We start from the raw sequence: 12,838 nt of genomic DNA, 5'->3' as shown, positions 1-12,838 counted from the left end.
AGCCGCCCCTGCCGCACGGATGATCCTGCGGTGACCGACATCGAGCAGCGGCTCATCGAGGCGGCCCGCGCCGGCGAATGGCTGGTGTGCGACGAGCCGGGCAACGTGGTGCGGGCGGGTTTGATCAGGGAGTTGCTGCTCGGCCGCCACGGTGAACTCGACCCGCGCGGGGTGAGACTGCGCGGAGCCCGGATCGAAGGCACTCTCAACCTCGACCGAGTGCAAGCCGTGGCGGGCCTGACCTTCAGAAACTGCGTGATCAACGAGCCGATCAAGGCGCGCTCCGCAGGCTTGCCGTATCTGTACTTCCACGGGGGAAGCTGCGCTGGGATCCAAGCGGACGGTCTCAAGGTCGATGGAGACCTGTTCCTGCGCCGAGGTGTCCGCATGTCGGGCGACCACAGCTACGGCACCGTCAGGCTTTTCGATGCTCATGTCTCAGGTGACCTCGATCTCGATGGCGCGCAGATCACGAACGCATCAGGCTCTGCCCTGAATGCCTCCGGCCTCGAAGTCGGTGGTCAGGTGATCTTTCGAGACGGTGTCCGCATCATCGGGCACGGCGACGAGAGTGCGGTCAACTTCATAGGTGCCCACTTGAGGTCGAACCTGGACATGTCGGGAACCGAGATCAGCAATGACACTGGTCCTGCGATGCAGGTGGACAACGCTAAAATCGACGGTGACCTTTCTCTAAGGTATGGCAATCGGATAACCGGACGTGGTGACACAGGCTCACTTTGCCTCATCAACGCTCGCATCTCAGGTCATGTCGAATTGACGGACACAGACATCACCAACGCTGCTGGAATCGCGCTCGACGCACACGGCGTCCAGATCAGCGGAAGCCTATTACTGCGGAACAAGCTCTCCATCGCCGGACACGACGACATCGGTGCGGTCGACCTGGTCAACGCCCGCATCGGAGAAATCCTCGAACTCGCCAACACAAACATCACGAACACCGGTGGTCCCGCGATCAACGCCAACCGGATACGCATCGGCAGTGTCTTGGCGCTGTTCGGCCGGACACAGCTCAATGCAGGCAATGGACCCTCACTCAGCCTGGTCAGCGCCCACATCACCGGCAGGCTGGGCTGTGCGGACACGGTCGAACTGGAGGCTAGTTCGGAGTCGAGTCCAGTGCTGAACCTTCAGGACGCCACGGTCGAAGCGTCCGTGCGGTTGCCACTGGAGGCATTGTGCCCCGGCCTCGAACGTGGTGCGGCGTGCGAACACAGAAAGCTCGTGACACTGAGCGACTTCACCTATGCATCTCTCGCGTCGAGATGGAACTGGGAACAGTGGCTCCATTTGATCCGTTGCCACACTCCCGCGTATCACGCTTCGGCCTACCAGCGGCTGGCCGCGGTCGAGCGGGCGGCAGGCCACGACGGCACGGTGCGCCGGATTCTCATGGCACAGCAGACCGATCTGCGCCGCCGCAGTCCCCAGTCCCTGGGTGGGCCGTTGACCCGGTGGTTCCACTGGCTGTGGGGAGTGCTGGCCGGGTACGGCTACCGGGCGCGGCGGACCGCGGCAGCGCTGCTGCTGGTTCTCGCCGTCTCCGGGGCGATCGGCTGGTGGGCAGGGCAGGTGCAGACCCGGCCTGGGCATCTAGTCGCGGAACGGGTCACGAGTGCGACCGGGGTGGCCGGAACTCCCTGTTCGACGGTGGAGTTGATCGGGCTCGGGCTGGATCGCGGGTTGCCGTTGGCCATGACCGGGATGCGGGCGAGGTGCGACCTCGACAGCGCGTCGAAGAAGGGGCAGGCGTTCACGGCGGCCATCTGGTTGGTGCAGCTGGCCGTGTGGGGGTTGGCGACGCTGGCGCTGGCCGGGTACACGAACCTGGTTCGCAAGCCTGGCTGAAGCCGGGGCCAATAGGGTGGGAGCGTGTTCTCGGTTTCCGAACGCGACCAGTTGCGTCGTGATCTCGTCAACGCCGCCGACGTCGATCCGCGAGTGGTCGGTGCCGCGCTGACAGGGTCCGCCGCGGTGGGGCGGGAAGATCGCTGGTCGGACATCGACTTCGCCTTGTCGGTCGAGCGGGACGTCGACGCGGTGGTGGTCGACTGGACCGCGTTGATGTACGCGTGCGGGGCGGTCGGTCATCTCGACGTGCGGAGCGGGAAGACGTTGTTCCGCGTGTTCCTGATGAGGTCCACGCTGCAGGTGGACATCGCGTTCTGGCCTTCGGACGAGTTCGGGGCTACCGGGCCGACGTTCAAGCTGTTGTTCGGTGAGGCGAACCAGGTGCCGCAGGCCGGGCAGCCCGACCGGGACGGGCTGATCGGGCTCGCCTGGCTGTACGCCCTGCACGCGCGGTCGTCCATCGCGCGCGGGCGCGGGTGGCAGGCGCTCTACATGATCAACGGCATGAGGGACCACGTGATGTCGTTGTGGTGCCTGCGCGAAGGTGTGAACGCGGTGCAGGGGCGAGGGCTGGACGACCTGCGGGACGCGGACGCGTTCGCCGGGACGTTGGTGTTGTCCACCCATCCCGACGAGTTGCGGCGTGCGTTCCAGGTGCTGATCGGGCTGTTGCTCGAGGAGATCACTGAGCCGGAACTGCGTGAGGCCGTGCGGGCGCTGTCTCCCTGAGCAGCAATGCCGCTGTGAACAGGACGAGCACTGCCGCTGAGCCGTGCACCGCGAGCGCGTAGCCCACTGTGCCGCCGTGCGTGATCACCGCGAGGCAGTCGCCGATCGGGATGATCGAGTCCGCGAGGACCACCCAGCCCAGGGCCCGGCGCTGGCCCATCAGCAGCAGGATCAGGGCCGTCAGCGCGTAGGCGAGGTCGCGCACGCCCTTCACGACGTAGTAGCCGGCCGGGTCGGTGATGCCGAAGCCCGCAGCCGATCCGTCGCCGTTGAGCAGGTAGCTCAGGCCGAAGTAGAAGCCCGCCGCTACGACGAGCCAACCCATGATCGTGGCCAAACGCATTGCATCCTCCGCGAAAATCTAGCAGTGCTAGCGACAAGAGCAACGCTAACACTAGAGGCGCTCGAATGTCTAGCAGTGCTAGATTCAACGGCGTGACCATCCAGAACCGGCGTGAGCGCGAGCGCGCCGAACGCCATCAGCTGATCATCGACGCCGCCCGGGACCTGGCCGAGGCGGAGGGCTGGGACGCGGTCACCACGCGCAAGCTCGCCGAGAAGGTCGAGTACAGCCAGCCGGTGCTCTACAGCCACTTCAAGGGCAAGGACGCGATCGTGCGCGCGGTCGCGATCCAGGGGTGCGGTGAGCTGGCCCGACTGTTGCGGAAGGCCCGTCCGTCCCGAGGCGAGTCACGGCTGCGGGCCGCGGCGGAGGCGTACCTGGAGTTCGCGCGGAGAAGGCCCGCGCTCTACGACGCGATGTTCGTGCAGCAGTCCGACATCCCGTGGGGCACGGAAGAGGTGCCGCAGGAACTGCGCGACGCGTTCGGAGAACTGGTCGCCGCGGTCGAACCCGTCCAGGGCGAACGAGACCTGGAAGCGTTGACGGAGGTCTTCTGGAGCTCGTTGCACGGCATCGCGACGCTCATGCAGGGCGGGAGGCTGCGGCCGGTGCACGACGAGACCCGCCTCGACCTGCTGCTAGGTGCGCTCAGCCTCGCACAGCACGAAGACGGGCTTTGAGCCGATCCTGGTCAGCACGACCGTGGCCGACGCGGAGCCGGAGAGCTTCAAACGTTTGCGCATCGTGTTCGGGTCGACGTCCAGGCCGCGCACCAGGATCTCCAGCCGGCCGACCGACCGCGTCTTCAGCAACGACTTGAGCGACTTCTCCGTGTAGTGCCCGTGTTCGAGCACGCGGAACGCCCGGATGCCCGCGGGAGGCTTGGCCCCGCTCAGGTACGCGATGCGTTCATCGAGCTGCCACAACCCGTGCCGGGCCGCGTAGTGACGCACCAACCCGGCGCGCACGACCGCGCCGTCCGGATCGATGAGCCACTCGCCGGGCGGAGCGACCGGGCAGTCGTCCGGCTCGGCGTCCGTCAGGGTCCACGAGTCGGAGCCGTGCAGCACGGAGGCGCGGCGCGTGACTCCAGGCGTGGCAAGGCCTCGCGTCCACAGGCAGGCTTCGCGGACCGCGCCGTCGAGGGACACGACCTCGATCTCGGCCGCCCACGGCGCGACGGCGAAGTCGATGCCGGGAGCGCACTTCACCGCGAGGTCCACACCCGAGTACACCTCGGACAGCTCGTCCAGCGGCGGCACGAAGTCCGAGGGGTTCCACTTGCGGCGGCCGGACGAGTCGCGGCGAGCGGGGTCCGCGGTGACGGCCGAAGCACGCGACACGGGACGCAGGGCATCGGCGATGGCGACGAGCTGACCCGGGACGTTGTTGCGCGCCATGGCGACTCGCACGGGGTCGAGGTCCGAGCCGACGCAGACGGAGGCCACCTCGCTCAGCGCGAAGAGATCCGCGCCGACCGAGCAGGTGACGTCGTGCACCGAGCGACCGGCGAACCGCAGCGCGCGATGCCGGGCGACAGCGGAAGCCGTGGCCTGTTGCAAAGCGTCGTCGGTGAAGAGCCACGACGAGGCAGAGTCCAGTTTGGACACCGCGCGACGCCGCAGCAGCACGGTTTCCACGACCGGGGCAAACCCGGGGCCCAGCCGCTTGCGGGCCGTCTCGACGTCGCGCAACCGGGAGGCGTCGGAGAAGGGCAACGCGTCCACCTCGGCCAGCGCGGCGGTCCCGGCGGCGGAGCGCAGGAAGGCCACGTCGGCGAAGGTGAACGCGTACCCCAACTCAGGAGGTCTTCTTGCCGGTGATCGACACGTTGTAGAACACCTCGCGCGGCAGCACCTTCGCGAGGACGTTCTGGTCGACCCACGTGAGGTTCTGCCAGGTGCGGTAGGCGAACATCGCCCACCCGAAGCCCAGCTTCTCGCGCGGCACGGCGGCCTCGAACGTGCGCACCGGCCAGCCGAACAGAGCCGCGGACAGCTCGTCGGTCACCGCGCGGACGCCGACGGCGCCGGCGCGACGAGCCGTGGCCTCCAGCTGGTCCGGGTCGAACGTGTGCAGGTCGACCACGGCCTCCAGCGCGGCCGCGCGGGAGGACTCGTCGAGCTCCTCCTGCGGACGACGCCAGTCGCCCAGCACCGGCAGGGCCTTGGTGATGTTGGTGGTCAGCCACCACGTCGCCTGGCCGAGCTTGCGGGCGTAGAAGTTGCCGATGTTCGTCGGGTCGCCCGCGAACACGAACTTGCCGCCGGGCTTCAGCACCCGCAGCACCTCGCGCATCGCCGCCTCGACGTCCGGGATGTGGTGCAGCACCGCGTGACCGACGACGAGGTCGAACGTGTTGTCGTCGTACGGGATGCGCTCGGCGTCGGCGACGCGGCCGTCGACGTCCAGCCCGAGGTGCTCGGCGTTGCGCAGCGCGACCTCGACCATGCCGGGCGACAGGTCGGTGACCGAGCCCTTCTTGATCACTCCGCCCTGCATCAGGTTCAGCAGGAAGAAGCCCGTGCCGCAGCCCAGTTCCAGCGCGTGCTCGTACGGGCCGACGTCACCGGAGGCGGCGCGGAAGCGGTCCGTCGCGTAGGTGATGCAGCGGTCGTCGTACGAGATCGACCACTTCTCGTCGTACGTGCCCGCTTCCCAGTCGTGGTAGAGCACCTGCGCGAGCTTGGTGTCCTTGTACGCCGCCTCGACCTCTTCCGCGGTCGCGTGCGGGTTCGGTGCCGGATCAGTTGCCACTGAACTTCGCCTTTCCGGGACCGTTCGCGATGAACGACTCCACGCCGTTCTTCTTGTCCTCCGTCGCGAACAGCGCCGCGAAGAGGTGGCTTTCGAGCTTCAGGCCCGACTCGAGGTCGGTGTCGAGGCCACCGTCGACCGCGGCCTTCGTCGCGGCCAGCGCGAGCACGGGCCCGTTGACGAACTGCTTGGCCCACCGCACGGCGGCGGCGTACACGTCGTCGGGCGCGACGACCTCGTCGACCATGCCGATCTCGAGCGCCTCCTGGGCGCCGACGAACCGGCCGGTGTAGAGCAGGTCCTTGGTCTTCGACGGACCGATCAGGCGGGCGAGGCGCTGCGTGCCGCCACCACCGGGGATCAGGCCGAGCAGGATCTCGGGCTGGCCGACCTTCGCGTTGTCGCCGGCGATCCGGCGGTCGCAGCCGAGGGCGACCTCGAAGCCGCCGCCCAGCGCGTACCCGGTGATCGCGGCGACCGTCGGCTTCGGCACCGAGGCCAGCGCGCCGAGAGCGTCGGACAGGCCTTTGGCCCGCAGCGTCATCTCGGCGTGGGAGATCTGCGCGAACTCCTTGACGTCCGCGCCGGCCGCGAAGACCTTCTCGCCGCCGTAGACGATGACCGCGTAGACGTCAGAACGCTCCGAGGCCTCCTTCGCGGCGGCCTGGAGCTCGGTCTGCACCTGCCGGTTCAGGGCGTTCATCGGCGGCCGCTCCAGGCGGATCGTGCCGATCCCGTCCTCGACCTCAAGCCTCACGAACTCAGCCACTGTGCTCCTTTGCCGCTGCTTCGCAGACGGCGGCGAGTTCGCCGGGAAGTCGGTCGTCCGGCCGACGATTCGGGCCGAATCGCCTGCGGCGGTTGACCTGAATCGTCGGCCGGACGACCGACGCGAACTCGCGATGCCGTCCGACTGCCGTCACGTTACCTAGCGGTAGCTTCTCAAACTTTCCTGCGGGCGAAGAAGCGGTCCCCGGACTTCTGCAATTCGAGATCCTGGCCGAAGGTCTTCGAGAGGTTCTCCTCGGTCAGGGTGTCCTCCAGGAGGCCCTGGGCCACGATCGAGCCCTCGCGCAGCAGCAACGCGTGGGTGAAGCCGGGCGGGATCTCCTCGACGTGGTGCGTGACCAGCACCATCGCGGGCGCGTCCGGGTCCATCGCCAGCTCCGAGAGCTTCGCGACCAGGTCCTCGCGGCCGCCCAGGTCGAGACCGGCGGCGGGCTCGTCGAGCAGCAGCATCTCGGGGTCGGTCATCAACGCGCGGGCGATCAGCGTGCGCTTGCGCTCGCCCTCGCTCAGCGTGCCGTAGAGGCGGTCGGCGAGGTGCGCCATGCCGAGGGTGCCGAGCAGCTCGCGGGCGCGGTCGGTGTCCTGCTTGCCGTACTCCTCGCGCCAGCGGCCGAGCACCGCGTAGCCGGCGGAGACGACCAGGTCGACGACCGTCTCGTCCGGCGGGATGCGGCCGCCCAGGGCCGCGGAGCACAGGCCGATCCGGGGCTTGAGCTCCTGGACGTCCGTCTTGCCCAGTCGTTCACCCAGGAGGTGGACCTTGCCCTTGGTCGGGTGCAGGTCGGCGCTGGAGAGCCTCAGCAGGGTGGTCTTGCCGGCACCGTTCGGGCCCAGCACCACCCAGCGCTCGTCCAGTTCCACGCTCCAGTCGATGTTTCCGACCAGCGTGTTCTTGCCTCGGCGGACCGACACGCCCGCCATGTGCACGACCAGATCTGTCACGTCGACGTCCGCCACGCCCCCATTCTTCCGAACGGCCTCGCACCGACCACTCATCGGGGTGTCCCTCGCGCGGGGTGACGCCGCTGCGCCGCCTGTGTGAACTCTCAAGTTTTTTGTCGGTATCGGATGCCAAGATCGGAGGCATGGCTACGCGACCCGAGTCCGAGGTGCTGGCAGGCCGACCGTTCCCGCTGGGGGCACACGCCGAAGCAGGCGGTGTCCGGTTCGCGGTGACGTCCCACGTCGCCGACGCGGTCGAGGTCTGCCTCGTCGACGACGACGGCACCGAGAAACGGGTCGAGCTGACCGAACGGACGTTCGGCGTCTGGCACGGTCTGGTGCCCGGCGTCACACCCGGCCAGCGGTACGGGTTCCGGGTGCACGGGCCGTACGACGCGGGGCGCGGGCTCCGGTGCAACCCGGCGAAGCTGCTGGTCGACCCGTACGCGCGGCAGATCGAGGGCGGGATCACGAACCTGGAGGCCTCGCTCGGCTACGTCGGCGACCCGATGCACGGGCCGCCGTCCGCGGTCGACTCGCTCGGCAGCGTGCCCCTGTCCGTCGTCAGCTCACCGGGCGGCGCGGACACGGGCGTGAAGCCCGACGTGCCGTTCGAAGAGGCAGTCATCTACGAGATGCACGTCAAGGGCTTCACGAAGAACCACCCGGAGATCCCGGAGAAGCTGCGCGGCACCTACCTCGGGCTCGCGCACCCGGCGGCGATCGAGCACCTCACGCGCCTCGGTGTCACGAGTGTCGAACTGCTGCCCGTCCAGGCGTTCCAGGACGAGCCGTCGCTGCTGAGCAGGGGCGCGACGAACTACTGGGGTTATTCGCCGCTGGGCTACTGCGCGCCGCACGCCGCGTACGCGAGCGAACCCGGCAACGAGGTCCAGGAGTTCCGCACGATGGTCGCGGCGATGCACGCGGCGAACATCGAGGTGCTGATCGACGTCGTCTACAACCACACCTGCGAGGGCGGGCCCGGCGGGCCGACCATCTGCTTCCGCGGCTACGACGCGCCGGGGTACTACCTGCACGCCGGCGGCGGCAGCACGGTCGACATCACGGGCTGCGGCAACACGCTGGACGCCGGGTCGCCGCAGGTCGTGCGGCTGGTCACCGACTCGCTGCGGTACTGGGCCGAGGAGATGGGCGTCGACGGGTTCCGGTTCGACCTCGCCTCGACGATGGGCCGGCCGGGCGGCGGGTTCTTCGACCGCGACTCGGCGCTGCTGACGGCCATCACGACGGACCCGGTGCTGTGCCGGTCGAAGCTGATCGCCGAGCCGTGGGACGCGACGGGCGACGGGTACCGGGTCGGCGACTTCGGCATGCAGTGGGCGGAGTGGAACGGCCGGTATCGCGACACGGTGAGGGATTTCTGGCGTGGCCACACGTCCGTGCGCGATCTCGCGTACCGGCTCTCCGGGTCGAGCGACCTGTACGCGGATGACCTGCGCCGACCGTGGCAGTCGATCAACTTCATCACCGCGCACGACGGCTTCACGCTGCGGGACCTGGTGTCGTACAACGACAAGCACAACGAGGAGAACGGCGAGGAGAACCGCGACGGCACGAACGACAACCGTTCGTGGAACTGCGGTGCCGAGGGTGAGACGTCCGATCCCGGGATCCTCGCGCTGCGGGCGCAGCAGGCGCGGAACCTGCTCTCGACGCTGCTGCTGTCGACCGGCACGCCGATGATGACGGCCGGCGACGAGATGTGGCGCACCCAGGGCGGCAACAACAACGCGTACTGCCTCGACAACGAGGTGTCGTGGGTCGACTGGACGACGAGCGACGCGAGCGAGGCGCTGCTGGGGTTCACGCAGCGGCTGATCGACCTGCGCGCGTCGTCACCGGCGTTGCGGCAGCCCGAGTTCTTCGAGGGCCGCACGACGCCCAGCGGCAACCCGGACCTGGTGTGGTTCCGGCCGGACGGGCGGGAGATGGCCGAGACGGACTGGTTCGACGAGGGCCGCCGCACGCTCGGCATGTTCATCGACGGCTCGAACTGCCTCTCCCGCACACGGGACGGAGAGCTCGTGTCCGACGACTCGTGGCTGATGCTGATGCACGCCGGTGCGGACGCCATCACCGTGACGCTGCCGCACGAGCGCTACGGGCCGTCGTACGAGCCGTTCCTCGACACGACGACGGCGGACGGCTCCCCCGCGAATCCCGGTTCTTTCACGGCACGGGAGAAGCTCACCGTGCCCGCGCGCTCGTTGCTGCTGCTCCGCATCCCGCGCTGAACTCCTTGCGGTCACTTGACTCTGTGTCCGAGGTTCTTCCGGCAAATGGACGCTCTAGCCACATTCCGAGCGCGTCTGGCACCATCACGCTCGTGGTCGTCTACTGCTGGACGGACCGCACGATCGACCTCGTGCTCGTGGCGTCGTGCGGGTGTAGCTCGACGCGACGCACGCGCTGACAGCGCCCTGCGTCGCGTCTTGATCGCTACCCGTACCCGACGCGGCCTTCAGGAGCGAGTGCGTGACCTCGACGCATGCAGACCAAGATCAATTCGACCTCCACCCGGTACTGGACGGCCGGCTGCTGCGTGACGTGATCCATCCGTCCCGCGACCTGTGGACGCCGCGCGAGCTGCGCGACCTCACCTCGTTCGTGGCGAGCGAGCTGACCACCGGGCTGCTGCAGATCCTCGACTACTCCACCGAACGCCGCTGGTGGGCGCGGCTGGGACTGACCGAGGGCGTCGAGCTGTGGCTGCTGTCGTGGCTGCCGGGCCAGGGCACCGAGCCGCACGACCACGGCGGGTCGGCCGGGTCGTTCACCGTGCTGACCGGCAAGCTGCGGGAGGACTACCGCTACCCCGCCGGGCCGATCCGGTCCGCGGTGCGCGACACCGGTGACGCGCTGGGCTTCGGGTCCGGGCGCGCGCACCAGGTGCTGAACCCGTTCGAGAGGCCGGCCGCGACCGTGCACGCCTACTCGCCGCCGCTCGTGCCGACCCGCGAGTACGCGTCGCTGCACGACATCCCCGACTCGATCCCACCGCTGCCCGCGCAGCGCCTGCCTCTGGCCGAACTGCGTCAGCTGGCCGACCTGGAGGGCCCGTGAGCACGCTCGACACCATCCTCGAAGACGCCCGGTCGCACCTCGAGCGGCTGGAACCGCACGAGGTGCTCGCGCTGGAGGACGTGCTCGTCGTCGACATCCGGCCCGCCCACAACCGGCTGGCCGAGGGCGAGATCGAGAACTCCGTCGTGGTCGAGCGGATCGTGCTGGAGTGGCGGCTCGACCCGGCCGGCGACTGGCGGCTGCCGGGGTTCACCGCCGACACGACCGTGGTCGTGGTGTGCAACGAGGGCTGGGCGTCGTCGCTCGCGGCCCGGGACCTGCAACGGGTCGGCCTGCCCAACGCGACGGACCTCGTCGGCGGGTACCGGGGCTGGCGCGCGGCCGGCCTGCCGATCCGCGAGGGCGGCTCGCAGCCCGTGGTCTGACCGGGGAACCGCGGTCACGCCGGTAACGTCTGGTGATCGTGACAGTTGTGCGCTGGATCGTGACGGCACTGGTGGTGGCCGGGACGATCGGCTGGACCCTCCCGGAGTTCCACCTCGGCCTGGCCGGAGCACTGGTCGGCCTGATCGTGGAGCTGACCGCGGCCCAGGCAGGCCTGGCGCTCGGCGCGGTCCTGTTCGGCCTCCGGATCACGCACGTGATCATCGGTGTCGGCGGTGAGCTCAAGTCGTGGACGTGGACGCACCAGCGGCTCGTCCTCCGCCAGATCCCCGTGCTCGCGACGGTCGGGATCACCGGCCTGAAGCCGGGTGTGCGCCGGCGGACCGTCCTCGCCGGAGCGTTCGCGATCGTCTTCTGCGCGGCGGTCGCGGCGGTGACGTGGCTCGCCACCGGCAGCGCGTTCGGCAAGGGCATGGCGCTCGCCGCGACCGTCTGCTTCCTCTGGCAGCTCGTGCCGGTCGAGGGACCGGGCAACACGAGCCTGGGCTGGTTCGTGTTCTCGCTGCCGAAGCTCTCCGGACGGCCGCTCGGCGAGTTGGAGGCACGGCCCGGCGTGCTCGCCGGCATGGACGCCTACCAGCGCGGTGACCTCGACGAGGCCGAGCGCGTCTACTCCGAGTTGGTGCGGGAGCACCCCGACCTGCTCACCGTCGTCGGGCTCAAGGTCGTGACGTCGTGCGCCCGCGAGCGGTACCTCGAAGCGCTGCAGACGGTGATCGGGCTGACCGGCCGCGAGGACCTGAGCAAGCGCGACCTGGCGTTCGTCATGGCCACCACCGCGGGGGTCGCCGTGCTGGCGGTCGAGGCGGGGCAGTTCCCCGCGGAGGTGGGGCTGGAGACCGCACGCAACATGTTCGACAACGCCTATGAGGCCGGATATCCCAAATCGCGCGCGAACGGGACGCTGGCGATCATGGCGTTGATCGAGGGCGACACCGCGAAGGCCAGGCAACTCGCGGGCTACTCCGCCGAGTCGAGCGAGAACGCGCAGGGCCGCGCGGACGACCTGATCACCATCGCGCGGGCGTGGATGGCGGACGGCGACAACGCGAAGGCCCGCGAGTTCGTGGCCGAGGCGCACGATCTGGCGGGCTGGAGTCCGCGGGTGGCGGCGACCCGCGCCCGCCTGGAGATCGGCTGACCTTCGGCCTGCACCACGGAAGACTCACGGCGAAGGGCCCGTCACCGGGAACGGTGACGGGCCCTTCGCACCCCGCGGACAGATCAGCTGTTCTGCACCGGCAGGCCGGGCATCGCGGGCAGGCCTCCGGGAGGTGCCGGCAGGCCGCACTTGCCCAGCAGTTCTTTGACGGTGTCGAGCACCGTGTTCAGCATTGCGGTGATCTTGGCGGCGTCGGGCGGCCCGGCCGCGGCCCCGAGGACCGTGCCGCCCAGCCCGGCGACGGCCGAGATCAGGTTCAGCACGACGGGCAGGCACTGGTCGGCCGGACCTGTGTACTCGGCGGCCCTCGCCGGCACAGGTGCGCCCGGCGCGCTGACAGGAGGTGTCGGTAGACATCCGGCGTTCTGCAGCGCTGTCACGAGGGCGAGGAGGTCACCGATCAACGGTTTCACGGCCTCCACGTTGGGCACGGGCACGAGGCTGCCGACCGCTTTCTTGAGTTTGGCGGCGAAGTCCGTGACGAGAGCGGCGCAGGCGGCGGGGAGTTCTGGCGCGGCGGGCGACGAACTGGCAGCCGGGATGGTCGAGGCGGTGAACAGAGCTGCGACGAGCGAGAGTGCGGTAATCGTCTTCTTCACGGCTACCTTCTTCCTCAAACACAATTCATTTGGAGCCACTCCGAGAAAGCTTCGACGAATTCCCGTGCGGTTCATTCCATGCAGAGGAGCGTAAGCCCGCATCTAGGCCCCCTACCAGCGGAGATCCTGAATTCACCCACTTGAAAAAGG

Annotated in this window: 13 protein-coding genes; 7 read left to right on the top strand and 6 right to left on the bottom strand. The window is 68.9% G+C overall.

Annotated elements, in window-relative coordinates:
* Window positions 1–30 precede the first annotated feature (30 nt).
* Entirely contained in the window at window positions 31–1,872 is a 1,842-nt protein-coding gene (locus tag AB0M48_RS43255; RefSeq protein WP_363854459.1) for a hypothetical protein, read from the top strand.
* A 24-nt stretch (window positions 1,873–1,896) separates the two neighbouring features.
* On the top strand, window positions 1,897–2,604 hold the full coding sequence (locus AB0M48_RS43250; protein ID WP_363854456.1) for a nucleotidyltransferase domain-containing protein: 708 nt from the start codon (window positions 1,897–1,899) through the stop codon (window positions 2,602–2,604).
* Here AB0M48_RS43250 and AB0M48_RS43245 read toward each other — a convergent pair.
* Window positions 2,558–2,947 (bottom strand): DUF4267 domain-containing protein, encoded by a 390-nt coding sequence (locus AB0M48_RS43245; RefSeq protein WP_266042329.1) that lies wholly within the window; start codon window positions 2,945–2,947, stop codon window positions 2,558–2,560. The two genes, AB0M48_RS43250 and AB0M48_RS43245, sit on opposite strands and share 47 nt — an antisense overlap.
* A gap of 92 nt (window positions 2,948–3,039) precedes the next feature.
* On the opposite strand from AB0M48_RS43245, the gene AB0M48_RS43240 reads away from it, so the two are divergent.
* A complete protein-coding gene (locus AB0M48_RS43240; protein ID WP_363854453.1) occupies window positions 3,040–3,627 on the top strand; it encodes a TetR/AcrR family transcriptional regulator in 588 nt (195 codons plus the stop codon).
* Here AB0M48_RS43240 and AB0M48_RS43235 read toward each other — a convergent pair.
* The 4 genes from AB0M48_RS43235 to AB0M48_RS43220 all read right to left on the bottom strand — a co-directional run bounded on the left by AB0M48_RS43235 (window position 3,586) and on the right by AB0M48_RS43220 (window position 7,414).
* Window positions 3,586–4,746, bottom strand: coding sequence for a class I SAM-dependent methyltransferase (locus AB0M48_RS43235; protein ID WP_363854450.1), 1,161 nt, complete (start codon window positions 4,744–4,746; stop codon window positions 3,586–3,588). The genes AB0M48_RS43240 and AB0M48_RS43235 overlap by 42 nt on opposite strands.
* A gap of 1 nt (window position 4,747) precedes the next feature.
* Window positions 4,748–5,704 (bottom strand): class I SAM-dependent methyltransferase, encoded by a 957-nt coding sequence (locus AB0M48_RS43230; protein WP_363854447.1) that lies wholly within the window; start codon window positions 5,702–5,704, stop codon window positions 4,748–4,750.
* Window positions 5,694–6,473 carry an enoyl-CoA hydratase-related protein gene (locus AB0M48_RS43225; RefSeq protein ID WP_093592942.1) on the bottom strand — a complete coding sequence of 260 codons (780 nt, stop codon included), beginning with the start codon at window positions 6,471–6,473 and terminating at the stop codon, window positions 5,694–5,696. Before AB0M48_RS43225 ends, AB0M48_RS43230 begins: the two co-directional genes overlap by 11 nt.
* Window positions 6,474–6,646: 173 nt before the next feature.
* A complete protein-coding gene (locus AB0M48_RS43220) occupies window positions 6,647–7,414 on the bottom strand; it encodes an ABC transporter ATP-binding protein (RefSeq protein WP_266042357.1) in 768 nt (255 codons plus the stop codon).
* A 164-nt stretch (window positions 7,415–7,578) separates the two neighbouring features.
* Between AB0M48_RS43220 and glgX the strand changes: the two genes are divergently transcribed.
* The 4 genes from glgX (at window position 7,579) to AB0M48_RS43200 (ending at window position 12,068) form a co-directional block, all read left to right on the top strand.
* Entirely contained in the window at window positions 7,579–9,693 is a 2,115-nt protein-coding gene (gene glgX, locus AB0M48_RS43215) for a glycogen debranching protein GlgX (protein WP_363854443.1), read from the top strand.
* Window positions 9,694–9,934: 241 nt separating this feature from the next.
* Window positions 9,935–10,522 (top strand): cysteine dioxygenase family protein, encoded by a 588-nt coding sequence (locus AB0M48_RS43210; protein WP_363854440.1) that lies wholly within the window; start codon window positions 9,935–9,937, stop codon window positions 10,520–10,522.
* Window positions 10,519–10,908 carry a rhodanese-like domain-containing protein gene (locus tag AB0M48_RS43205; protein ID WP_363854437.1) on the top strand — a complete coding sequence of 130 codons (390 nt, stop codon included), beginning with the start codon at window positions 10,519–10,521 and terminating at the stop codon, window positions 10,906–10,908. The genes AB0M48_RS43210 and AB0M48_RS43205 overlap by 4 nt, the downstream gene beginning before the upstream one ends.
* Window positions 10,909–10,946: 38 nt before the next feature.
* The gene (locus AB0M48_RS43200; RefSeq protein ID WP_363854434.1) at window positions 10,947–12,068 is read left to right on the top strand and encodes a hypothetical protein; all 1,122 of its coding nucleotides are present in this window, start codon (window positions 10,947–10,949) and stop codon (window positions 12,066–12,068) included.
* Window positions 12,069–12,151: 83 nt separating this feature from the next.
* Here AB0M48_RS43200 and AB0M48_RS43195 read toward each other — a convergent pair whose 3' ends face one another.
* Entirely contained in the window at window positions 12,152–12,688 is a 537-nt protein-coding gene (locus AB0M48_RS43195) for a hypothetical protein (RefSeq protein WP_363854431.1), read from the bottom strand.
* Window positions 12,689–12,838: the final 150 nt, after the last annotated feature.

Origin of the sequence: Lentzea sp. NPDC051208, assembly GCF_040682435.1 — a bacterium.
In the GTDB taxonomy this organism is placed as follows: Bacteria; Actinomycetota; Actinomycetes; order Mycobacteriales; family Pseudonocardiaceae; genus Lentzea; species Lentzea kristufekii.
This window is presented reverse-complemented; position numbering and strand designations above follow the sequence as displayed.